The 23,067-nt window shown below is 64.7% G+C and carries 23 protein-coding genes; 3 read left to right on the top strand and 20 right to left on the bottom strand.

Annotation, left to right across the window (positions count from 1 at the left end; genetic code table 11):
* Positions 1-2 precede the first annotated feature (2 nt).
* On the top strand, positions 3-1,880 hold the full coding sequence (locus tag BSY18_RS12060) for a hydantoinase B/oxoprolinase family protein (protein ID WP_069050757.1): 1,878 nt from the start codon (positions 3-5) through the stop codon (positions 1,878-1,880).
* Positions 1,881-1,892: 12 nt separating this feature from the next.
* Positions 1,893-3,104 carry a CaiB/BaiF CoA transferase family protein gene (locus BSY18_RS12055; protein ID WP_069050756.1) on the top strand — a complete coding sequence of 404 codons (1,212 nt, stop codon included), beginning with the start codon at positions 1,893-1,895 and terminating at the stop codon, positions 3,102-3,104.
* Positions 3,105-3,203: 99 nt separating this feature from the next.
* Here the strand turns inward: BSY18_RS12055 and BSY18_RS12050 are convergent, their stop codons facing one another.
* From BSY18_RS12050 to ccoN, 12 genes are all read right to left on the bottom strand, one after another.
* On the bottom strand, positions 3,204-3,836 hold the full coding sequence (locus BSY18_RS12050) for an isochorismatase family protein (protein WP_069050755.1): 633 nt from the start codon (positions 3,834-3,836) through the stop codon (positions 3,204-3,206).
* A gap of 65 nt (positions 3,837-3,901) precedes the next feature.
* Entirely contained in the window at positions 3,902-5,245 is a 1,344-nt protein-coding gene (hemN, locus tag BSY18_RS12045; protein WP_069050754.1) for an oxygen-independent coproporphyrinogen III oxidase, read from the bottom strand.
* 131 nt (positions 5,246-5,376) lie between these two features.
* A complete protein-coding gene (locus tag BSY18_RS12040) occupies positions 5,377-7,377 on the bottom strand; it encodes a putative bifunctional diguanylate cyclase/phosphodiesterase (protein WP_236823355.1) in 2,001 nt (666 codons plus the stop codon).
* A 109-nt stretch (positions 7,378-7,486) separates the two neighbouring features.
* Positions 7,487-7,729, bottom strand: coding sequence for a hypothetical protein (locus BSY18_RS12035; protein WP_069050753.1), 243 nt, complete (start codon positions 7,727-7,729; stop codon positions 7,487-7,489).
* The gene (gene ccoS / locus BSY18_RS12030; protein WP_054133970.1) at positions 7,726-7,887 is read right to left on the bottom strand and encodes a cbb3-type cytochrome oxidase assembly protein CcoS; all 162 of its coding nucleotides are present in this window, start codon (positions 7,885-7,887) and stop codon (positions 7,726-7,728) included. Before ccoS ends, BSY18_RS12035 begins: the two co-directional genes overlap by 4 nt.
* Positions 7,884-10,043, bottom strand: a complete 2,160-nt coding sequence (locus BSY18_RS12025; protein WP_083231443.1) for a heavy metal translocating P-type ATPase — start codon at positions 10,041-10,043, stop codon at positions 7,884-7,886. Before BSY18_RS12025 ends, ccoS begins: the two co-directional genes overlap by 4 nt.
* A complete protein-coding gene (locus tag BSY18_RS12020; RefSeq protein ID WP_236823354.1) occupies positions 10,040-10,513 on the bottom strand; it encodes a FixH family protein in 474 nt (157 codons plus the stop codon). Before BSY18_RS12020 ends, BSY18_RS12025 begins: the two co-directional genes overlap by 4 nt.
* Positions 10,510-11,964, bottom strand: coding sequence for a cytochrome c oxidase accessory protein CcoG (ccoG, locus tag BSY18_RS12015; RefSeq protein ID WP_069050752.1), 1,455 nt, complete (start codon positions 11,962-11,964; stop codon positions 10,510-10,512). Before ccoG ends, BSY18_RS12020 begins: the two co-directional genes overlap by 4 nt.
* A complete protein-coding gene (gene ccoP / locus BSY18_RS12010; RefSeq protein ID WP_069050751.1) occupies positions 11,957-12,904 on the bottom strand; it encodes a cytochrome-c oxidase, cbb3-type subunit III in 948 nt (315 codons plus the stop codon). The genes ccoG and ccoP overlap by 8 nt, the downstream gene beginning before the upstream one ends.
* Positions 12,897-13,055, bottom strand: a complete 159-nt coding sequence (locus BSY18_RS12005; protein ID WP_069050750.1) for a cbb3-type cytochrome c oxidase subunit 3 — start codon at positions 13,053-13,055, stop codon at positions 12,897-12,899. The genes ccoP and BSY18_RS12005 overlap by 8 nt, the downstream gene beginning before the upstream one ends.
* A complete protein-coding gene (gene ccoO / locus BSY18_RS12000; protein WP_054133974.1) occupies positions 13,052-13,858 on the bottom strand; it encodes a cytochrome-c oxidase, cbb3-type subunit II in 807 nt (268 codons plus the stop codon). The genes BSY18_RS12005 and ccoO overlap by 4 nt, the downstream gene beginning before the upstream one ends.
* Before the next feature lie 2 nt (positions 13,859-13,860).
* Positions 13,861-15,528 (bottom strand): cytochrome-c oxidase, cbb3-type subunit I, encoded by a 1,668-nt coding sequence (gene ccoN, locus BSY18_RS11995; protein WP_069050749.1) that lies wholly within the window; start codon positions 15,526-15,528, stop codon positions 13,861-13,863.
* Positions 15,529-15,701: 173 nt separating this feature from the next.
* Between ccoN and BSY18_RS11990 the strand changes: the two genes are divergently transcribed.
* Positions 15,702-16,373 carry an OmpW/AlkL family protein gene (locus BSY18_RS11990; RefSeq protein WP_054133976.1) on the top strand — a complete coding sequence of 224 codons (672 nt, stop codon included), beginning with the start codon at positions 15,702-15,704 and terminating at the stop codon, positions 16,371-16,373.
* 104 nt (positions 16,374-16,477) lie between these two features.
* Here BSY18_RS11990 and BSY18_RS11985 read toward each other — a convergent pair whose 3' ends face one another.
* The 8 genes from BSY18_RS11985 to BSY18_RS11950 all read right to left on the bottom strand — a co-directional run bounded on the left by BSY18_RS11985 (position 16,478) and on the right by BSY18_RS11950 (position 23,010).
* Positions 16,478-17,170 carry a Crp/Fnr family transcriptional regulator gene (locus BSY18_RS11985; RefSeq protein ID WP_054133977.1) on the bottom strand — a complete coding sequence of 231 codons (693 nt, stop codon included), beginning with the start codon at positions 17,168-17,170 and terminating at the stop codon, positions 16,478-16,480.
* Positions 17,171-17,226: 56 nt separating this feature from the next.
* The gene (locus BSY18_RS11980) at positions 17,227-18,528 is read right to left on the bottom strand and encodes a M20/M25/M40 family metallo-hydrolase (RefSeq protein WP_069050748.1); all 1,302 of its coding nucleotides are present in this window, start codon (positions 18,526-18,528) and stop codon (positions 17,227-17,229) included.
* Positions 18,529-18,579: 51 nt separating this feature from the next.
* The gene (locus BSY18_RS11975; protein WP_069050747.1) at positions 18,580-19,353 is read right to left on the bottom strand and encodes a metallophosphoesterase family protein; all 774 of its coding nucleotides are present in this window, start codon (positions 19,351-19,353) and stop codon (positions 18,580-18,582) included.
* Positions 19,354-19,498: 145 nt separating this feature from the next.
* Positions 19,499-20,683 (bottom strand): saccharopine dehydrogenase family protein, encoded by a 1,185-nt coding sequence (locus tag BSY18_RS11970; RefSeq protein WP_069050746.1) that lies wholly within the window; start codon positions 20,681-20,683, stop codon positions 19,499-19,501.
* Positions 20,684-20,724: 41 nt separating this feature from the next.
* Complete coding sequence (dcd, locus tag BSY18_RS11965; protein WP_069050745.1) at positions 20,725-21,279, bottom strand: dCTP deaminase; 555 nt, start codon at positions 21,277-21,279, stop codon at positions 20,725-20,727.
* Positions 21,280-21,380: 101 nt separating this feature from the next.
* On the bottom strand, positions 21,381-21,845 hold the full coding sequence (locus BSY18_RS11960) for a cytidine deaminase (RefSeq protein ID WP_335617689.1): 465 nt from the start codon (positions 21,843-21,845) through the stop codon (positions 21,381-21,383).
* On the bottom strand, positions 21,824-22,516 hold the full coding sequence (locus tag BSY18_RS11955; protein ID WP_069050743.1) for a glycoside hydrolase family 25 protein: 693 nt from the start codon (positions 22,514-22,516) through the stop codon (positions 21,824-21,826). The genes BSY18_RS11960 and BSY18_RS11955 overlap by 22 nt, the downstream gene beginning before the upstream one ends.
* A gap of 11 nt (positions 22,517-22,527) precedes the next feature.
* The gene (locus tag BSY18_RS11950) at positions 22,528-23,010 is read right to left on the bottom strand and encodes a UPF0262 family protein (protein ID WP_054133984.1); all 483 of its coding nucleotides are present in this window, start codon (positions 23,008-23,010) and stop codon (positions 22,528-22,530) included.
* Positions 23,011-23,067: the final 57 nt, after the last annotated feature.

Genomic DNA, 23,067 nt, shown 5'->3' with positions numbered 1-23,067 from the left:
CCATGCCCGCAACGATCATCCAGACCAACGACACCCCGTTCGAGAAGCAGACCATCGATCCGGTCAGCCTCGACATCATCGAGAACGCGCTGCGCAACGCGCGCATCGAGATGGACGCGACCCTGGTGCGCACCGCGATGTCACCCGGCATTCGCGAGCAGGGCGATGCCTTTCCGCTGATCGCCGACCATCTTGGCCGCATGATTGTCGGCCAGTTCGGCAGCTTCATCGGCGGATTTCTCGAGGGCTATGACGGCACGCTCGAGGATGGCGACATGATCTTCCTGTCAGACCCCTATTCGGTCGGCGGCGCGATCAGCCATTGCAACGACTGGCTGGTACTGCTGCCGGTGTTCAAGGACGGCCGTCTGCTGGCTTATACCGCGATGTTCGGCCATCAGAGCGACATCGGCGGCAAGGTGCCCGGATCGATGCCGATCGATGCAACCAACATCTTCCAGGAAGGCGTGCGCATTCCCCCGGTCAAGATCTGGAAGAAGAGCGTTTACAACGAGGACCTCGTCAAGCTCGTGCTGCACCAGAGCCGCACGCCCGCGTGGTGCGCGGCGGACCTCAACGCTCTGATCGCCTCGTGCCGCGTCGCCGCGCGCCGGGTGATCGAGATGAGCGAGCGCTTCGGCGTCGATACCTATGTCTCGGCGACGCAGGAACTGCTGGCACGCAACCACCGCGCAATGAAGGTTCTGCTGTCCCAGGCGATCAGCGAGGAGCCGGTGAGCTTCGAGGACTATATCTGCGACGACGGCATGGGCTATGGCCCCTATAAGCTGAAATGCACGATGTGGCGCGATGGCGACAAGGTGGTGCTCGATTTCGACGGCACCGATCCGCAGAGCCAGGCCTCGATCAACTTCCTGCTCAACGAGAACATGTTCAAGATGTTCTTCGGCATTTACATGATCATGGTCTTCGATCCGCAGATCCTGTTCAACGACGGGTTCTACGACCTGATCGAGGTGCGCATTCCTGAAGGATCGCTGCTCAAGCCGCGCTATCCCGCAGCGCTCTCGGGCCGCACCCATGCGCTGGGCCGCATCTTCGATATCCTGGGCGGGTTGCTCGGCCAGAAGACCCCCGAGTTCCTCAACGCCGCCGGCTTCTCGTCGTCGCCGCATCTGTTCTATGCGGGCACCGACAGACAAGGCGAGTGGTTCCAGCTGTTCCAGATCGGCTTTGGCGGCATTCCGGGGCGGCCGATGGGCGATGGCCCCGATGGCCATTCGCTGTGGCCGGGCTTCACCAACGTGCCCAACGAGTTCCTCGAGCGGTACTTCCCGCTGGTCATCGAACGCTATGGAACCGTGCCCGACAGCGGCGGTGCAGGCCTGCATCGCGGCGGCAACGGTATCATCATGACCTATCGCTTCCTCGAGCCGGGCGTCATCGCCATCCATGACGATCGCTGGTTCGTTCCGCCCTGGGGAGTCAACGGCGGCAAGCCGGGGGCAAGGGCGCGCAAGATACTCGAAAAGCCCGATGGCACGCAGACCATCGTCGGCAACAAGGTCGAGGATCTGGCGATCGAGGCGGGCGACATCCTGCACTTCATCACCTGGGGCGGCGGCGGCTGGGGCGACCCGCTCGAGCGCGCACCCGAGCTGGTGGCCAAGGAAATCCGCCAGGGTCTGGTCACATCGGAAGGCGCCAAGGCCTATGGCGTCATCGCCGATGCCGATGGCGTGCTCGATGCGGCGGCGACCGAAGCCCTGCGCACCCAGATGCGCAGCGAACGGCCCGACCTGCCGCTGTTCGATTATGGCCCGAGCATCGAGCAGCTTCGCGCCAACTGCCTTGCCGAAACCGGGCTTCCCGCGCCGATCCAGCCGCGCTGGGCTCATCACGCCATCGCCGCAGAATAAGGGACACATTCGATGAGCGAAGAAAACCGGGGGGCTCTGGCGGGCATCCGTGTCGTCGAACTGGGCCAGCTCATCGCGGGACCGTTCTGCGGCCAGCTGCTGGGCGACATGGGCGCAGAAGTGATCAAGGTCGAACCGCCAGCCGAAGGCGGAAAGGCCGGCGGCGATCCGATGCGTGCCTGGGGCCATGGCGAGCACAAATTGTGGTGGGAGGTCGTCGCCCGCAACAAGAAATCGGTGAGCGCCAACCTGCGCATTCCGGCAGGCCAGGAGATCGTGCGCAAGCTGGCCGCGCAGGCCGATATCCTGATCGAGAACTTCAAGCCCGGCACGATCGAGAAATGGGGTCTGGGGCCTGACGCACTGCATGCGATCAACCCGCGGCTGATCATCGTGCGCGTTTCGGGCTATGGCCAGACCGGGCCGTATTCGTCGCGCGCGGGCTTTGGCGGCATCGGCGAGGCGATGGGCGGCTGGCGCGCTATCGTTGGCGATCCCGATCGTCCGCCCAGCCGCATGGGGGTTTCGATCGGCGACAGCCTGGCTGCGACCTATGGCTGCATGGGCGCGCTTGCCGCGCTGCATGCGCGCGAGCGCACCGGCAAGGGCCAGGTCGTCGACAGCGCGCTCTATGAGGCGGTGCTGCAGGTGATGGAAAGCCTGGTGCCCGAATATATGGTCGGTGGCCATGTTCGCCAGCGGACCGGATCGATCCTGGAAGGCGTCGCGCCCAGCAACGTCTATCAGTGCAGCGATGGCGAATATCTGATCGGCGCCAACCAGGATGCGGTGTTCGCACGGCTGTGCGCCGCGATGGGGCGGCCCGAACTTGCCACCGATCCGCGCTATGCCACGCATCTGGCGCGCGGCGAGCGGCAGACCGAGCTCGACGAGCTAATCGAGGCTTGGACCAGGACGCTGACCGTGGCGCAGGTCGAGGCGCTGATGATCGAATACAGTGTCCCCGCAGGCAAGATCTATGGCGCGGCGGACATGTTGCAGGACGAGCATTTCAAGGCGCGCGATGCGCTGGTCGAAGTGGACAGCCCGCGCTGGGGCAAGTTCGCGATGCAGAACAGCTTCCCCAAGCTCTCCGACACGCCCGGCAGCATCCGCACCCTCGCGCCGCAGACCATCGGCGAGCACAACGCGCAGGTCTATGGGGACCTACTGGGGCTGGACGAGGCCGCGATTGCCGAGTTGAAGGCTGCAGGCGCGGTGTAATCGTCATTCCCGCGAACGCGGGAATCCCGCTTTTGCCCAGACTTGGCAACGAAGCGGGACCCCCGCGTTCGCGGGGGTGACGACTGAAATGGTGAAGCGCTAGCCCTTCAGCCCAGCCAGATGCTCCAGCACCTCGACTTCGCTGACGACATCGGCGTATTTGGCGTTCATGTCGAACAGGTTGGCCTCATGCGGGGCCTGGTGACGATCGCCACAGGCATCGGCGACAACGATCGGGATGAAGCCGTGGCTGGAGGTGTCGACGCAGGTCGCGCGCACGCAGCCGCTGGTGGAAAGCCCGGTCAGGATCACGCTGTCCACGCCCATCGCGGTCAGCGTCGCCGCCAGCGAGGTGCCGAAGAACGCGCTGGGATATTGCTTGGAGATCACGAACTCGTCGGCGCTGGGCTCGAGCCCTTCTGGCCAGGCCCCCATCGGCGACCCCTCCACGAACACCTTGAGCAGCGGCGTCTTCTGCATGAAGCGCCCACCATCCAGCAGGCTCGGATGATAGACGACGTTGGTGTAGATGACCGGGATCCCCGCCGACCGTGCGGCGTCGCGCACCCGGATCGCGCTGGCCAGCGCATCCTCGACATCGGCATAGAGCACGCAATCGCGGTCGAAATAGGCCTGGACGAAATCGATCAGCAGCAAGGCGGGCCGCTGGCCAAAGCCGATGCGATTGCCGAACACGCCAGCATAATTGGACTGCGCCTCGGATGTCGTCATGGCTCGGCTCCCCCGGTTGGTTCAGGCAGGCGCGCGCGATTCGCGCCCGCGCTGCCTGCATAACCTCAACAGGCAGGAGCGGCGGAATGCAAGCTGACAGGTCCGCCACGCGGATGAATCGCGCCGCGATAGCCGTCGAACTGCGCCGCGATCACGCGGGCATAGGGTTCCGATCCGGGGTTGAGCACGAGCATGTCGGCATCCCAGAAAAGGAGCCCGCGCCGTTCGAACTCGGCAAGAGCGGCGCGGGCAGGAGGGAGCAGGTCATCGGCCAGACGCACGCGGCCCCGGCACAAGATGGCGTTGATGATCGCGGACCGGGCGCTGTCCTGCGCATCGGGCGCAACCCCGCGCGAGGCGGGCAGCTGCCCTGCGCCGACCAGCGCGCGATAGGGTCCGGCGTTCTTCTCGTTCTGCACGATCAGCCCGGGCAGGATGCTGATCGCGCTCGCCCCGAAGCCCAGCAGCGTCGATGCGCCGTCATGGGTGAACCCCTGGAAATTGCGGTTCACGCGGTTCTCCAGTGCGGCCACCGCCAGCGGATCCGATGGCAGCGCGAAATGATCGAACCCGACCGGGACATAGCCCGCATCGCGCAGCCGCAGGTAGCCGAACGCGGCCTGCTCGAAGCGTTGCCGGTCATCGGGCAGGTTGCTCGCATCGATCCGCTTCTGCCGCGGGATCATGGTGGGAAGATGCGCATAGCCGAACAGCGCGATACGGCTGGGGGCGAGGCGGATGGTCTGTTCCAGCGTGCCGTCGAGATCGTCGAGCGTCTGGCCAGGAAGGCCGTACATCAGATCGAAATTGATCGAATCGATGCCGCGCATCCGCAAGCTCATCACCGCCTGTTCGATATGCTCGAGCGGCTGCACTCGGCCGATTGCCGCCTGGATCCTCGGCGAGAAGGTCTGCACTCCCATGCTCACCCGGCTGACCTGCGACGAGGCCAGCACACGCGCCCATTCCAGCGTGAAGGTGCGCGGATCGACCTCGATCGATATCTCCGGGTCGCTGCAATCGAACACGGTCATGATCCGGTCGAGCAGGCGCACGAAATCGACAGGAGTGATCGCGTTGGGGCTGCCCCCGCCAAAGGCGATATGCTGAACGCGCCCACGTCCGCCCAGCCGCTTGGCGACCATCGCGATCTCGGCGCGCAGTGCGGTGAGATAGTCTGTCAGCCGGTGCTTGCGGTTGGCAGCTCCCGTGTTGCACCCGCAATACCAGCAGATCTGGTCGCAATAGGGGATGTGGACATACAGCGACAGCGGGGTCGCCGACGCCATTCCGGCAAGCGCACCTGCATATTGCTCCGCCCCCACCTCATCGACAAAATCCGCCGCCGTCGGGTAGCTGGTATACCGCGGCACGGGCCGGGCGAGCAGATCGGGGTGATAGGTCCACATGAGGCATGGTTTATGCCATCGGACGATGCCGGTCTTTGATGCGGGTCAAAATTGGCGGAAGCCGCAACGGGCCGTCGAAATCTGCATGATGACCTCGCGCGGCGCTGGTCTTTGCGTGCCTGGCGCCGTGATCAAAGTGCCCTGAGCGCCGGAGGGCCCTGACGCAGATCGCTCGTGCCCTGCGCGCACATGGCCCTGAGATCGGCGATCGGCATGGGCCGCCCGAACAGGAAGCCCTGCAGCCTGTCGCAACCCGCCGCGCGGAGCAAAGCTGCCTGTTCATGGGTTTCGACACCTTCGGCAGTGACTTCCATATCCAGCCCGCGCGCCAGGTTGATTGCCCCTGCAACCAGGAAGGATGCCTTGCTGCCGGGGCCCAGATCCACCAGCAGCGACTTGTCGATCTTCACATGGCTGAAGCCGTAGGTGCGCAGATAATGGATGCTGGTGAACCCGGTACCGAAGTCGTCGAGCGCGATCGACAAGCCCATGGCCTTGAACGACCGGATCGTGCGGATCGCCGTTTCGGGCTGGGACAGCAGATAGCCCTCGGTGATTTCCAGCTGCAGCCGCCCTGCAGGAAAGCGGGTCTGTTCCAGCACATGCGCGACCTGGCGCAGGAAGCCGGGGTCGCGAAACTGCGCGGGCGATACATTCACGCTCAGGCTGAGATCGCCCAGCGGCCCCACGTCCCTGCAGGCGCGCTCCAGCACGAACATGCCCAGCGGATGGATCTGTCCGGTGGCTTCGGCGATCTCGATGAACTGCTGCGGCACCAGCACGCCGGCTGCGCGCCGCGGCCAGCGGATCAGCGCCTCTGTCGCCACGATCTGCCCGGAATGCGCATCGATGACCGGCTGGTAGAAAACGTCGAACTCGCCTTTGTCGAGCCCCGTGCCGATTTCCGCCTCGATTTCCATCCGGCGCAGGCGGCCGCGGTCCAGCGCGGCGTCATAGACCGCGATCTTGCCCTTCTTACCGGTCTTGACGTGATACATCGCGGTATCGGCGCGCCGCAGCAGTTCGTGCGAGGTGCACGCGCCGTTGGCATTGGTGGCGATCCCGATACTCGCGCCGACCTGCAGAACGTGCCGGTCGACCAGGACGGGAAGCGCGATTTCGTTGCTGATGCGCTCTGCCATCGATGCCGCGACCGAGGCTGCCTGTGGTGTCTCGATCAGCACCACGAACTCGTCACCGCCAACCCGCGCGAGCATGGAATGCGGTGGGCAGATCTCGCGGATGCGCACGGAAAGGCTGCGGATCAGGCTGTCACCGGCCTGGTGGCCATGGGTGTCGTTGATGTCCTTGAAGCCATCCAGATCGATGAACAGAACGGCCAGATTGTCCAGTGCATCGACCGTCTGGTCATCAATGCGATCGAGATTGACCAGCAGCTGGCGGCGGTTCGGGAGGCCGCTGAGCGCATCGGTGAGCGCAATCCGGCGGTTCTCGTCGCTGAGCTTTTCGGTTTCGGCCTGGCGGTTGCGCAGATCGCGCTGGGACCGGATCAGCTTCGAGAAATCGAGATTGTAGCGGTGGGTGACGATCATCATCCCCAGCCCGACGCAGCCCAGCACCACGGCCTCGACCAGCATTCTGCTGTCATCGACCACGCTGAAGAAGATGACGAAGCACAATGTGCTCGATGCCGCGACGCGCATCGCTGCAGCCCGCATGGTCATCAGGCAGAATACCGTGCTGACCTGGGTCAGTGCGAGGAAGAAGGTCAGATGGCCGCGGGCATAGGCATCGCCGCTGCTGTAGATCCACATGCACCAGAACTCGAAAGCGAGCGTCATCACGACCGCCAGCATGCAGGTTCGCCGGTTGCTCTTGGCGATTTCCGCATCGGAAAACAGCTGCGCACCATCCTGCCGCCACCACCAGGCGGCACGCACGAGTGCGATCACGCAGATGCTTGCCGGAAGAACGAAGGTCTTGAAAATGAGATCGGGCTGAAAGAAAGCAACCATCACCGCGCTTGCGTTGCAAATGAGTATCAAATACAATAACGGCATCTGCTTGGAGAACGACAGGAACTGCGCGCGCGCCAGTTCGGCATCGTCGGTTTCCTGTGCAAACAGGTCGTGGACGACCTTTCTGGCCCTGACTGCCGCTGAAAGTTGCACAACGCCTGACATAACAGGCATGCCCATATGGGCAATTGCTTACAAAAGTCTGAAATGCGTGCGCCGCCAAGTCTCTGTAAAGGGGCAGGGGAGGGCCGAAGTGCCTGGCCTATCCCCGTTTCAGGCTCTTGCCCCGCCGCTCGCACATGCCATGGCATGCCTTGGCGCAGTCATTGCCGCCGCTTTTGCCCGGGGCGCTGTCGTCCTTCGGGATGACCAGCAGGCTCATGCCGCCGTTGCAGTTGCTCACCGCGATCATCTGCGCGTCTGCCCGGGCGAGCGGGGCGTGGATCATGGCGGTGGCGATCAGCAGTGCACAGATCGCGCGCAGGTCCCTTGCGAGCGGGTTCATGGCTGCACCGCCTTGTCCTCTTCGTCCTCGACAAAGATGCGCAGCGCGGCGCCATCCATGTCGTCGAACTGGCCGCGCTTGAGCGACCAGAAGAACGCCGCGAGCCCGAGCAGCCCGAGAAACAGCGCGATGGGGATGAGAACGAGGAGACCGTTCATTTCAAGGTCCTCTTGAGGCGCAAGGCGTTGCTGACCACGATCAGCGAAGATCCCGACATCGCGAGCGCGGCGACCAGCGGCGTCACCAGCCCGGCGAATGCCAGTGGCACCGCGATGACGTTGTAGCCGATGGCGAGCATGAAATTCTGCCGGACGATGGCTTGCGTCCGCCGCGCCATGCGGATGGTGTCGGCAACGGGCATCAGCCGGTCGCCAAGGAAGATGCAGTCGGAGGCGTTCTTGCCGACATCGCTGGCGCTGCCCGGCGCCATCGAGGCGTGGCCTGCGGCGAGCGCGGGGCCATCGTTGAGCCCGTCGCCGATCATCAGCACCTTGTGCCCGGCGCCGGTGTGGCGTGCGATCGCAGCGAGCTTTTCCTGCGGGCTCATGCCGGTGATCGCGGTGAGGCCCAGGGTGCGCGCGACTGGGGCAACCGCGGCGGCGCGATCTCCCGACAGGATCATCGCGTCGATGCCCTGCGCCTTCAGCGCGGCGATGGCATCGATAGCATCGGGGCGCAGCGCATCGGCAAAGCGCACCAACGCGACCGGCTGCATGTCGATGGCAAGCTCGGTGGCAAGCTCGGTGCCCGCATCGCCCTGCTGGGGGCGGCCCAAAGTGACGATATGGCCCTGCCATTGTGCCTCGACGCCAAAGCCCGGCGTTTCCTGCACGTGGGTGACTTCCGCCGCAGCAATTCCCTGCGCCCCCAGATCTCGGGTCAGCGCGGCGCTCAAGGGATGGCGGCTCGCGCGGGCCAGCGCGAGCAGCAGCGCGTGGTGCTCGGGCGCAATTTCGTAGAGGTTGCTCGCGACCGGGCGACCCAGGGTCAGCGTGCCGGTCTTGTCGATCAGCGCGCGGTCGACCTCGGCCAGTCGCTCGAGCGCGGAGCCATCCTTGATCAGCACGCCGACCTTCATCAACGCGCCTGCCGCCACGATCTGCGCGGCGGGAACGGCAAGGCCCAGCGCGCAGGGGCAGGTGATGATCAGCACCGCGACCGAGATCAGCAGCGCATCGTGCCAGCCTGCGCCAGCCAGCATCCAGCCGCCAAATGCCATCAGAGCAAGCGTGTGGACGGCAGGCGCATAGAGCCTTGCGGCGCGGTCAGCGATGCGGACATAGCGCGACTTGCCCTGCGATGCCTCGCCCATGAGTCGCGCGATATCGGCAATCGCGGTGTCGGTGCCCGCGGCGGTCACGCGCACCCGGATCGGAGTTTCCAGGTTGAGCGTTCCGGCATGCACGACATCGTCCATCCCCGCTTCCTGCGGCGCGCTCTCGCCGGTGAGCAGCGACAGGTCGATCCGGCTGGCGCCAGCAACGATCACGCCGTCGGCCGCCAGCCGCTCGCCTGCCGCGACCAGCATGACCATGCCGGGGTTGAGCGCTGTCGCATCGACCCAGCGGGTGGAGCCATCTGAATCGAACACCATTGCGCCGGTGCCCATGTTGCGCAGCAGCGCGGTCACGCCTCCACGCGCGCGGTCCCGCATCACGCTGTCGAGCCAGCGGCCGCACAGCAGGAAGAACAGCAGCATCACCGCGCTGTCGAAATAGGCATGCGGGCCGTGGGTCGCAGTCTCGTAGAGGCTGAGGGCGGTGGCCAGCGTGACGCCGATGCTGATCGGCACGTCCATGTTGGTGTGGCCATGCGCAAGCGCGCGCCAGGCCGAGCGGAAGAACGGGCGGCCTGCATAGGCGATGGTCGGCAGCGCGATCATCGCCGAGAGCCAGTGGAACAGGTCGCGGGTCACGCCAGCCGCCCCCGACCAGACCGAAACCGACAGCAGCATGATGTTCATCATCGCAAAGCCGGACACCGCGACCGCGCGCAGCAGTTCGCGGCTGTTTGCCGCATCGGGGTCGATGTCCTTCGGGCCATCGCCGATCGGATGCGCCTCGAACCCCAGTGAGGTGAACGCGCCCAGCAGATCGGGCATCTGCGCATCGGCGGTGCACGAGACGTGCACCCGCTTTTCGGTGAAGTTGACCCGCGCCGAATGAATGCGCGAGTCGCGCACCAGGCCCTGCTCAAGCTTGGATATGCAGCCCGCGCAGCGGATATCTGGCACGGCAAAGTCGCGCTCGATCAGCGCGGGCGGGGTTGCCGGCCGCGGGGCGGGGCGGGGGGCGAGGCTGGCGAACGCGTTCATCGCACGTCGCTCCGGTAGCGGGCTTCCTGCGCGTCGTGGCGGACGATCAGGTCCACCCGCCAGCGGCCCTGCTCCAGCGGGGCGGTGGAGATCATTCCGCCCTTGCCATCGCGCACCATCGTCAGCGTGCGCGAAGGCACGCTGCCCAGCGGGTGGCTGACCGTGGCGGTGGCGCTCGTAATCGCAAGCGGCCGGCCATCCTGCCCCAGTGTGATGCGCATGTGCCGGGTCCGATCGAGCCACACCGACTGGGTCCAGCCCATCTGGTCCTGTACCTCTGCGCGGGCGAGCAGATCGTTGTACTGCTGGCTGGCGACATAGCTGTTTTCGACCACCTTGCCGCCAAAGGTCGAATAGGCCAGCCGCGCCATGGTGAAGTTCACCGCCATGACGATGGCGAAGAACCCGACCAGGATTGCGGTCATGTGCCAGCCGGTGAACAGCTTCTTTGCGGGCAGGGTGCTCATCATTGTGCCTCCGGGCGATCGAACTGGATGGTGTCTTCATCGCCGCGCGGGTCGCCATCGCGGCCGATCGTGGCGATTGTGAAGTCCTGCCGCGCCGGGCCGTCGGACGGCGCTGCGACGAACAGGCGGACGCGGGTGACGCTGTCGGGCGAGATCGTCATCAAGACTCGCTGGCTGGCTTTTTCGCGCGATCCGTTCTCGGTCCACAATTGCGCGCCGGGCAGGCCGCTGACCGTGATCGCGACCTTGCGCGGGCGGGTTTCCATGTTGCGCAGCTTGAGCGTGTAGTTGTTGCGGATCATCCCGTCGGACAGCTGGACGAACAGCGGGCTGCGCTCGTGCTGGACGGCAAGATCTAGCCGGGTGCGTTCGCCCAGCGAGAACAGCATCGCCGCGCCGATCGCGCTCCAGATACCGAGATAGACCATCAGCCGCGGACGCAGCAGCGTCTTGAGCACCGGCGGAGCGGTGCCGCCCGCCTTTTCGACCGCGACATCATCGAGCGCGCAATAGTCGATCAGCCCGCGCGGGCGACCGACCTGCGCCATCACGGTGTCGCAGGCATCGATGCACAAGGCGCAGGTGATGCAGCCGATCTGCGGTCCTTCGCGGATGTCGATACCGGTGGGGCAGACCGCGACGCACTGGTTGCAATCGACGCAATCACCGACCGATCCAGGATGCGCCAGCGCCTTCTTGAGGCTGCCGCGCGGCTCGCCGCGCCAGTCCTTGTAGGTCACCAGCAGCGATTTTTCGTCCATCATCGCGGTCTGGATACGCGGCCAGGGGCACATATAGATGCACACCTGCTCGCGCATGAAGCCGCCGAGCACGAAGGTCGTCGCGGTCAGCGCGGCGACGGTGCCATAGGCAATGAACGCCGCATCGCCGGCCCAGAAATCGCGGGTCAGCGTCGGCGCGTCGGCGAAATACATGATCCACGCGCCGCCGGTCCAGAAAGCGATGGCAAGGTAGATCGCGTATTTGGCCGCGCGCCTCGCGATCTTTTCGGCGGTCCACGGGCCATTGGCGAGCCGGATCTGCGCGTTCCGATCGCCATCGACCAGCCGGTCGACATGCTGGAACAGATCGGTCCACACCGTCTGCGGGCAGGCATAGCCGCACCAGGCGCGGCCGACCGCGCTGGTGACGAGGAACAGCCCGATCCCCGCCATGATCAGCAGGCCCGCGACATAATAGAACTCATGCGGCCAGATCTCTATCTGAAACATGTAGAACCGCCGGTTGGCCAGATCGACCAGCACCGCCTGATCGGGCGCATAGGGGCCCCGGTCCCAGCGGATCCACGGCGTGCCGTAATAGATCGCCAGGGTGACCGCCATGATCACCCATTTCAGGCGGCGGAAGGTGCCGTCCACCTTCTTGGGGTAGACACCCTTGCGGGCGGCGTAGAGCGGGCCCTCGCTGCCTGCAAGCACGTCTGGATTAGCCATTGGCCGGGACCTTGTCGGGGACGGCGGCCGCTTCTGCAGCCGAAGGCGCGATCGGTGCGGGTGCATCCTCGCCGCCGCCCAGCGAGTGGACATAGGCCGCCAGCATGCGGATCGTCACCGCGTCCAGCTTGTCGTTCCAGCGCGGCATCACGCCGTTGCGGGGGTTGTGGATGGTCTTCGCGATGGCATCGCGGCTCCCGCCGTAAAGCCATACCGCATCGGTCAGCTTAGGCGCGCCGAGCTCGCGAATGCCTTCGCCACTGGTGCCATGGCACGCCACACAGTTGTTCTCGAACAATGCGGCGCCGCGCTCGGAAGCAGCGCTGGGTTTTTCCTGGCGGCTGATCACGCGGACATGGCTGACCAGATCGTTGATCGCGGCGCTGTCCAATATGCCGTCGCGGCCAAATGCGGGCATCACGTTGAGGCGGGTCTGGTCATGGTCCGGATTGCGGATGCCATGGATCAGCGTGGTCTCGATACTGGCAAGATCGCCGCCCCACAGCCAGTCGTCATCGGTCAGGCTGGGATAGAGGCCGACAACGCCTGCGCCGCCCGCGCCATGGCACTGCACGCAATGCACCTTGAACGCAGCGCTGCCGCCCTGGATCGCCGCTTCGAGCAGCTCGGGCTTTGAGGGCAGGGCGGAAATCGGCATGGAGGCGATGGCGCCCACGATCGGGGCGCGCCGCGCGGTGTGGCCCGCCATTTCCTTTTCCAGATCGCCGCGGCTGCTCCAGCCCAGCACGCCCTGCGTCGCGCTGTTGACCATCGGCCAGGCGGGATAGAGCACCACATAGACCGCTGCCCAGGCGATGCAGGCGTAGAAGGTCCATAGCCACCAGCGCGGCAGCGGGGTGTTGAGCTCCTCGATGCCGTCCCATTCATGGCCGACGGTGTGGGTGCCGGTGGGTTCGTCCAAGCGCGATTTGTCAGACATTGTCGTCGTCCCTGAAGATCATGTTTGCCGCGTCGTGGTTGTGCTGACGCGCGCCCTTGCGGAAGGGCCAGGCGATAAGGCCGAGGAACAGCACGGTCATGGCCAGCAGGCCCCAGCTGTCGGCGAAGTGGCGCAGCGCATCATAGCTCATGGCCGTGCCCCCTTTGCGGTCGCAGACGCTGCCGCAGCAGCGGCGGGTGCGGGCGCAGCGCCCTGGTCTTGCGGCGCAGCCTTTTCGACATCGACCAGAGTGCCCAGCATCTGCAAATAGGCGATCAGCGCATCCATCTCGGTGATCCGGGTCGGATCGCCGTCGAAGTCGCGGACCTGCGCCTTGGGATAGCGCGCCTGCAGCTCTGCCGCGCCATCGGCGTTCGGATCGGCCTGCGCCTTCAGATCGGCGTTGGCGGCGGCGATTGCGGCCTTGTCATAGGGTACCCCCACCCGCGACAGCGCGGTCAGGTCATTGGCCATGTCGCCTGCGTCCAGCTCGCGCTCGGCGAGGAAGGCATAAGGCGGCATGATCGATTCGCCGACCACGCTCCGCGGATCGATGAGATGCGCGCGGTGCCATTCGTCCGAATAGCGGTTGCCGACGCGCGCAAGGTCAGGCCCGGTGCGCTTGGATCCCCATTGGAACGGGTGGTCGTACATGCTTTCTGCGGCCAGGCTGTAATGGCCATAGCGTTCGACCTCGTCGCGGAACGGACGGATCATCTGGCTGTGGCAGGTATAGCAGCCCTCGCGCATGTAGATGTTGCGGCCCGACAGCTCGAGCGGGGTGTAGGGGCGCATGCCGTCCACCTTCTCGATGGTGTTGTCGATCCAGAACAAGGGCGCGATCTCGACGATGCCGCCGATGGCGACGGCGACCAGCGCGCCCAGCCCCAGCAGGGTGACGTTGCGTTCCAGCTTCTTGTGGCTGAAGCGCGGTTCGGCGTTGGTGTCGGCCATGATCAGGCTCCCTTGACGGCGGCGGCAGCGACCAGCGGACGGTCAGCAGCGGGGTTGTGGGGCGTCTCGGTCATCGGCTTTTCCTCGCGGATATGGCCCTTGATCGTGGCCCAGACGTTGACGATCATCACGATGAACCCGGCGAGATAGAGCAGGCCGCCCGCAGCTCGGATCAGGTACATCGGGTGCATCGCCGCGACGCTTTCGACGAAGCTGTAGACGAGGTATCCGTCGGCTCCGTATTCGCGCCACATCAGGCCCTGCATCATGCCGGCGACCCACATCGCGGCGGCGTAGAACACGATGCCCACGGTCGAGAGCCAGAAGTGCCAGTTGACCATGCGCAGGCTGTACAGGCGCGGACGGTTCCACAGGCGCGGCACCAGATAATAGACACAGGCAAAGGTGATCATGCCGTTCCAGCCCAAAGCGCCGGAGTGGACGTGGCCGATAGTCCAGTCGGTGTAGTGCGACATCGAGTTGACCCATTTGATCGACATCATCGGGCCTTCGAAGGTGCTCATGCCGTAGAAGGCGAGCGCCATCACCATCATGCGGATGATCGGATCGGTGCGGATCTTGTCCCAGGCGCCGTTGAGCGTCATCAGGCCATTGATCATCCCGCCCCAGCTGGGCATCCACAGCATGATCGAGAACACCATGCCCAGCGTCTGCGCCCAGTCGGGCAGCGCGGTGTAGTGAAGGTGGTGCGGGCCTGCCCAGATATACAGGAAGATCAGCGACCAGAAGTGGATGATCGACAGTCGATAGCTGTAGACCGGACGCTCGGCCTGCTTGGGGACAAAGTAATACATCATCGCCAGGAAGCCCGCGGTCAGGAAGAAGCCGACCGCGTTATGGCCGTACCACCACTGGGTCAGCGCATCCTGCACGCCTGCGAACGCCGAGTAGCTCTTCGATCCGAAGATGGAGGCGGGCATCGACAGGTTGTTGACCACGTGGAGCATGGCCACGGTGATGATGAAGGCGAGATAGAACCAGTTGGCGACATAGATGTGCGGCTCGCGGCGGCGCACGATGGTGCCGATGAAAACCGCGAGGTAGCACAGCCACACGACCGTCAGCCACAGATCGACATACCATTCGGGCTCGGCATATTCCTTGGCCTCGGTGACCCCCATAAGATAGCCGGTGGCGGCCAGCACGATGAACAGCTGATAGCCCCAGAACACGAAGCGGGCCATCGACGGGAAGGCGAGGCGCGCGCGGCAGGTGCGCTGGACGACATAGAAGCTGGTCGCGATCAGCGCATTGCCGCCGAACGCGAAGATCACCGCAGAGGTGTGCAGTGGCCGCAGCCGTCCGAAGGTGGTGTATTCGAAATTGAGGTTGAGCACGGGGAAGGCGAGCTGCAGCGCGATGAACAGCCCCGCGGCCATCCCGGCGACGCCCCAGAACAGCGTCGCAATGACACCCCAGCGGACCGGGTCGTCGTCATACTGGCCAAGATCGGCGGGCAGTTTCAGCATGCCCCGCGCCATCGCGCCATAGTCGGCGCGACTGATCGTGAACCACAATACCGCCAGGCAAGCGATCATCACGATCGTCATGTGCACCGCAAACGGCCAATCGACCGCCAGTATCGCCATCGCGAGTGCCAGCAAAGCCAGCCCCAGCCAGCCACCGGCCCTTAAAACCAAACCATCCATATACCTTGTCCCCGTGCGCGCAGACTCATCAGGATTTGCGCTTCCTTACGGCTGCTGATGGACCCGGCTGGCCCACAAAACATTGATCACGATCAACGAAATTTTTGCGCCGCATCAATGCGCTGGCCAGCATCCGGGGCCAGGGATGCGTTCACTCAAGGAGGAGTGATCACATGAAAAAATCTGTCGTACCGTTCGCCGTGCTTGCCGCGCTTCTGGCCGTTCCGGGCCAGGCGATGGCGCAAAGCGGTGAGGTGCATTTCAAGATCCTGGGCACGCTCGTCGCGCCCGACGGCAAGATCAGGGACGTCAAGCTGGACCGCATCGGCCTGCCCGCCGGAAGCCAGACCAAGGCCAACGACAATTTTGTCCCCACGGTGGCGATCGAATACTTCCTGGCCGATTCGATCTCGGTGGAGACGATCGCCGGAGTCACCCAGCATGATGTCGATGGACGCGGCGCGCTGGCGGGGGCTGGCCTGGTTTCCAACGCCAAGATCGTGCCCGCCACGGTCACGCTGAAATATCATTTCGGCAAGGCAGGCGGCATTCGGCCCTATGTCGGCGTGGGGCCCAGCTACTTCATCTTCATCAACGAAAAGCCCGGCGCCACGACACGAACGCTGGGCGCGACCAGCCAGAAGATCAACGATACCGTAGGTGCCGCACTGCAGGCGGGTGTCGATGTTCCGATCAACGACAAGGGCATGTTCGTCTCTGTCGATGCCAAGCGCTATTTCATGCGCCCGCTCGCCAGCTGGCGCGCCAACGGGGTCGAGGTTCTGCGTACCCGGCACGAGCTTGACCCCTGGGTGATCAGCGCAGGGCTCGGTTTCCGGTTCTGATGCGGTAGATCGAGTTGACACAGTATTGCCTGACCATGACGGAGCCGGGATGTGGCTCGCTGCCTGGCGGCAATCAGGGTGGGTCAATAGCGTGTCATGAGCGGCTAGCCGGCCAATTCCTCCATCGCGGCGCGATTGCGGATCACGATTTCGCGCCGTGATGGCAGGGCGAGCAGGCCATCCCCCTTCATCCGGGTGAGCTGGCGGCTGGTCGTCTCGATCGTCAGCCCCAATATGTCGGCGATCTGCTGGCGCCCGAAGGGAAGTTCGAAGCCGTTGAGCGAGCCATCGGCATTGCAGCCCTGGCCGGACAGCCGATCGGCCATCTCGAGCAGGAAGGATGCGACTTTCTCGGAAGCCGACTTGCGGCCAAGCAGCATCATCCAGTGCCGCGCCCGGTCGAGCTCGTCGAGCGTGCGGCGCAGCAGCTTCTGCTGCAGGTCCGGATGCTCGCTGGCGAAATCGTCAAAGCTGTTGCGGTTGAAGATGCACACTTCGGCATCGGTCATCGCGGTGACGCTATAGGGGCTTTCCTTGCCGAAGGGGCGGCCGATGAAGTCGGAGGGAAACACCACCCCGACAATCTGCTCGCGCCCGTCCGATGCGGACACGACCAGCTTCAATACGCCTTCGAGCACATTGGCGACGACAGGCGCGTCATCGCCTTCCCACAACAATGTGTGGCCAGACTTGACCTTCTGCCGCCGACCCATCTTGCCCAGGACCGCAAGTTCGTCCCCGGTCAGGCTGGCGCAGATCGCGCGATTTCGGACAATGCAGGATGAGCAATCGTTCATGCGGTCTCCCTACGCCTTCCCAGGCTCTATGAACAGGGCGCTGCGCCAGTGCGAAATTACCGGGGCGGCAGGCCCGCAAAGGTGATCGCGCTCTCCGCGCCGCTTTGCGATATTGCGGCCACCCCGGCAAAGTGATCGTCCACGATCACGCCGGGCAGGGTCATCTTGAAATCGGTGGTTTCTGCCGATTGTTCCCAGTCGCGGGCATCGGCCCTGCGCCAATAGACCTTGTAACGCGCAGCCCCCGGAACCTCGGCCCAGCTGACCTGGGTGTCGCTGCTCAGCGCCCCCCCCAGCATCGCGCTGGCGGGCGCCGCTGGCGCGCTGGCAAGCTCGCGGATCACCGCGACGTTGAGCGCGGTCACGCGTGCGAGATAGGGAAAGTCCATCTCGTCGATGGTGTCGCCGAACTTGCGGTCGCCCTCCAGGCGGATGTCCTGATGCTGGTGGTCGTAATTTTCCACGCCAACGGTGAAGCGGATCGCGGGATAGCCCAGCTCCAGCGCAGGAAGATGGTCGCCGCCGCGGCTGAAGCGGTCGGGCCTGCGCACTCCGAAGACTTCAAGGCCAAGGTCGCCGCGTGCCTTGCCGACACGCTGTGCGGCGCGCATCAGCGCACGCGACGGGCCGTCATCCTCGCCGCCGCTGCCGCGCCGGGCCATCGCCTCGGTCATCGATTCGGACGCGCGGATGCCTTCTGAGAACACCCGCACCCGGTCGCTGACCTTGCGGCCATCCTGACCCTCGGTGTTGCCGACGATGTCGTTGTTGAGCAGCGCGCGCACCCGCCAGCCGCGCGCGCGGGCGGTCTCCGCGATCAGCCGCCCACCCCACAGGCCCTGCTCTTCGCCCGAGAGCACCGCATAGATGATGGTGGGCGCGAATTTCTGCTTGCTCAGCACCCGCGCGGCCTCGAGCACCAGCGCGACACCCGATCCGTCGTCGTTCGCGCCGGGGGCATCGCTGGTGAAATCGGCGATGTCCGACACCCGGCTGTCGATATGTGCGGAGATGATGATCACGTCATCGGGATCGCCGCTGCCCTGCTGCACGCCCAGCACGTTGACCACATTCACCCCATTGGGTGCGCGCGGCCCGGTGAAACGCCGGTCGAGCTGCTCGATGGTGATGCAGCCGCCACAGGCCTTGCCGATCTTCGCGAATTCAGCCGCCGCCCAGCGCCGCGCCGCGCCGATTCCGCGAGTGGGATGGTCGGGCGAGGACAATGTGTGACGGGTGCCGAAGCTCACCAGTTTCTCGATATCCGCGCGCAGCCGCGCCGGGTCAGCCTCTACCTCGGCGTGCGCGGGGACAGTGAACAGGGCCAGGGCTGCGACCAGCGTTGTAATTTTGTGCATGCGGGCCAAGCTGGCCCAAGTTTCCGGCCAGCGCAAGCACCTTGAAGGCGGCTATTGTCCGGTCTTGAGATACCAGCGCTCACCGCCTTCAAGGCACAGCGCGGTGAGCATGCCGCTCATATAGGCACCGGTATCGATTCCGATGCGGTTGGGGCATTCCTCGACGTTGTCGGTGATGGTGTGGCCGTGCACGATCAGTTTGTCGTGCGGGGCTTCATCCATAATGAAATCCTCGCGGATCCAGCGCAGATCCTTGGGCCGCTGGTCCTCGATCGGCACGCCGGGGCGGACGCCTGCGTGGACAAAGGCATAATCGCCCATCACGATGCGATCCTTGAAACCCGACACGAAATCGACATGCCTGCGCGTCAACAGCGCTGGCATCCGCGCGGCGAGCTCTTCCATGCTCAGCTCGTTATAGTCCTGCGGCGTGATGTCATAGCTCAGGATCGTCTCGCGCCCGCCGATCTTGCAGAAGAAGCGCACCAGCTTCTCGTCGCCGCTGGCGGCGCCCAGATACACCTCTTCATGGTTGCCCATCAGGAAATGCGCGTTTTCGCCCAGCGATTGCGACACCTCGATGGCGCGATCGATCACGCCCGAGCTGTCTGGGCCGCGATCCATCAAGTCGCCAAGGAACACGATATGGGTGTCGGCGGCGCCGCGCGCGCGGTCGTCGGCGACGATCTGGTCGAGCAGCTGGTCGAGCAGGTCACGGCGACCGTGCACATCGCCGATCGCGTAGACACGCCGACCGTCAGGAAGTCTCGCGGTATCGATCGGGGCAGCCGGTTTCGGCTTTCTGCGCAGCAAGGCCTTGAGCATGATGCTTTCGATTCTTCAAATGATCAGTGTCGTGCGTCGCCCCAAGCGGCTGCTATATGCGCCAATTGGCGAAAAGTTCAACCATCTGTTGTTCGCAGCTGCAGCAATGGCATCAAACCCTCCCCCGAGGGGGAGGGTCTGTTGATCATTCCGCCGCGAAGCTCAGTCCGGCCTTTGCCACCAGCCGGGCGACCAGCTTGTCGCCCAGCACCGCGCCCGGGGTCACGATGCCGCCTTCGCCTGCGGGCACGTCCTGCACCAGGCACAGCGCGCTTTCGGCGATCATCTTGGAGGTCGAGCCATAGCCGGGGTCCTTGTCGCCCTTGACGCCATAGGTTTGAACCTGGCCATCGGGCATCTCGGCGATGAACAGCACGTCGTAGAAACCGTTTTCGCGCTCTTCCTTGCTGGGGCCTTCGCCGGGCTTGGGGCCGCCTTCGCCGCCCATCATGTCGGTGGTGGCGAGGTGCTTGGCGATCGCCTCGCCCTTTTCGCCCGGACCGGTGAGCATCATCTCGTCATAGACGAAATCCTGTCCATAGGGGTGACCCAGCAGCGCATTGGTGCGGTGGACGTTCTTGGTGTTGATCGGCGCCATGATGAACGGCGCGGCCCAGCTGCCGAGGGCCTCGTCGTGTTCGGGCTTGTTGCCCTTGGGCTGGGCAGGGCCTTCGAAGCCTCCTGCCAGGCTGAACGGGTTGACCAGATAGCCCAGCACCGCGGGATCCTTGGCAGCAGCAGCCATCGTCGCCTTGAGCGAGGCGGCGGTACCGCCCGAGAAGGTGCCCTGCATTGCCCGCACCCGGCCCTTGATCCGCGGGGCAGGCTTGCCGAAGCGGGTGACGCATTCCTTCTGCAGCATCAGCACGCCCAGATCGAAGGGAATCGAATCGAAACCCGTCGAAAACACGATGCGCGCACCGCTGGCCTTGGCGGCGGCGTCATACTTGTCGATCATCTGGCGCATCCAGGCAGGCTCGCCGCACAGGTCGACATAATCGGTGCCATTGGCAGCGCAGGCGGCGACCAGCGGCTCGCCATAGAGCTGGTACGGGCCGACCGTGGTCAGCACCACCTTGGTGCGCTTGGCCATCGCCTCGATCGTCTCGGGCGCGTCGGCATCGGCGACCACCACCGGCGTGTCGGCGGGAAGGCCCATCTCGGCAAGCACCGCTGCCATCTTGTCGGCCGAGCGCGCCGCGACCGCCCATTTGGGCGCATCGCCGCCCTGGCCGTAGGTGTTCTGCAGATATTCGGCGACCAGGCGCCCGGTAAAGCCACTGGCGCCATAGACGATCACATCGAATTCGCGGTTCTCTCTGGGCGACATCGGCTCTCTCCTGCTTGATTGTGGTTGCGGTGTTCTATGGATCACAGTTTCGGCAGCGTCACGCCGCGCTGGCCCATATATTTGCCCGCGCGGTCGGCATAGCTGATCTCGCACGGCTCGTTGCCCTTGAGGAACAGGAACTGGCATGCGCCTTCATTGGCGTAGATCCTCGCGGGCAGCGGGGTGGTGTTGCTGAACTCCAGCGTCACATGCCCCTCCCAGCCGGGCTCGAGCGGGGTGACGTTGACGATGATCCCGCAGCGCGCATAGGTCGATTTGCCCAGGCAGATCACCAGCACATCGCGTGGCACGCGGAAATACTCGACCGTACGCGCCAGCGCGAACGAGTTGGGCGGGATGATGCAGACATCGGTCTTGCGGTCGACAAAGCTGTCGGGATCGAACTGCTTGGGATCGACCACCGAGGAATTGACGTTGGTGAAGATCTTGAACTCGTCCGCCACCCGCGCGTCATAGCCATAGGACGAAAGCCCATAGGATATGCAGCCATCACGCCTCTGGGCCTCGACGAACGGCTCGATCATGTCGTGGTCGTGCGCCTGGGTGCGGATCCATTTGTCGGAAAGGATGGACACTTCGCGATCTCTCCATTTTCGTCATTCCCGGCAAAGCGGGAATCCCGCTGGCGGGTGCAAAGCGGGACCCCCGCGTTCGCGGGGGTGACGGGGTTAAGCTGTCATTCCAGATTGGCCGGGCCGAACGCGGCTGGCAAGAGCACCGAGAGCCGGTGCTCGATCCAGCCGGTGGCATGGCCCGAATAGACGACAGGATCGGTCCCGCCCAGTTGTGCAAGTTCGTTCATCACCTGGCGGCATCGGCCGCAGGGGGTCACCGGCGCAGCCGTCGGCGCGAGCGCGCCGTCATCACCCAAGGGGCCGCCCATGATCGCAACCTCGACCAGCCCGGTGCGGCGTCCCTGCAGGTTCGCGGCGATCGCCGCTGCCGTCTCGGCGCAGATGGCAAGGCCATAGCTTGCATTCTCGAAATTGCTGCCGGTGATCACGGTGCCATCGTCGAAGCGGAAGGCTGCGCCGACATGGAAGCCCGAATATGGCGCATAGGCGGTCAGCGCCGCGCCGCGCGCCGCCTCCAGCAGATCGCGGGTCGTCGTCTCGTCACTCATGGTCGCACCACATTCCAGCGCACGCCCTGCGGCGCGCCGTTTATCCGGTAAAAGCTGCTCGATTGCCACATCACCCAGCGCTTGGCGGCATAATCGGGGGGGACGAAATCGCCCAGCAGCCACACGGTGCGGGCAAGCCCGTCGCTGATCTGATAGGCGCTTTCGAAGTCCGATGAAATTCTCAGCAGCGCAGGCTTGCCGCTGTGGTTTTCGATCTGGTTCAAGAACGTGTTGAGCTCGCCCAGCAGCATCGCGCGGTCGGGACGGGACTTGCAGGCCTCGTCAAGCTCAAGGCTGACCACCGGCGGCAGCATCGCCGGGTCGCGCGGCACGGTGGTGATGAACAGCTCGGCCTGCTGCGCCTCGCCCGCGCACAGGCTGAATTCGTGCACCGGGCCAAAGCGCATTCCGCTGAGCCGCGCGCCCTTGATGTTGGCGGCAAAGCGCGGATCGCGGGTCGATCCCCCGGCGCTGGCGCGGACATAGGCGAAATCCGCACCCATTGCCGCGAGCGTCGGCCAGGCGAGATCGCCATCGCTGGCGCTGACGTACAGCCCCTGCACCGGATAGTCCTTGCGCGAGGGCGCCCATCCGGTGATGCCGCCCCAGATCAGCCCGCCCAGCACGGCGAGCAGCAGCGCGAGCAGCGCAAGGCCAATGGTCCAGCGTTTCAGGGTGGATGTCCGCATGGTTGTGCTGATCAGCCCTTGATGTGCAGCACGCAGATCAGCGTGAACAGCCGCCTTGCGGTGGGAAAATCGATCTCGATCTTGTCCTGCAGCCGCTCGACCAGCAGTTCCGCCGCCTCGTTGTGGACGCCGCGCCGTGCCATGTCGATCGTCTCGATCTCCTGCGCGGTCGCCTTGCGGATCGCCTGGTAATAGCTGTCGCAGATCGCGAAATATTCGCGGATCGGGCGGCGGAAGCGGCCCAGCGCCAGCACCAGTGTCTCAAGATGCGTGCCGTCCTCGCGTGCGATGGTGATCGCCAGCCGCCCCTCGAACACCGCAAGGCTCAGCCGGAAGGGGCCTGAATAATCATCGGGATAGGGCTTGAGCGGCTTGAAGAAATTGTCCTCGATCAGGTCGAAAATGGCGATGCGCCGTTCCTGCTCGATATCCGCGTTTCGCCACAGGATGGTCTGCTCGTCGAGCTCGACATGAATGATGCGCGGATCGGACATAAGCCGCAGTCTTTCGCCTATGCACCGGGGCTGGGCAAGCGGAAAAACCCGGCAGCC

The sequence above is a fragment of the Blastomonas sp. RAC04 genome (assembly GCF_001713435.1).
GTDB classification, from domain to species: Bacteria; Pseudomonadota; Alphaproteobacteria; order Sphingomonadales; family Sphingomonadaceae; genus Blastomonas; species Blastomonas fulva.
This window is presented reverse-complemented; position numbering and strand designations above follow the sequence as displayed.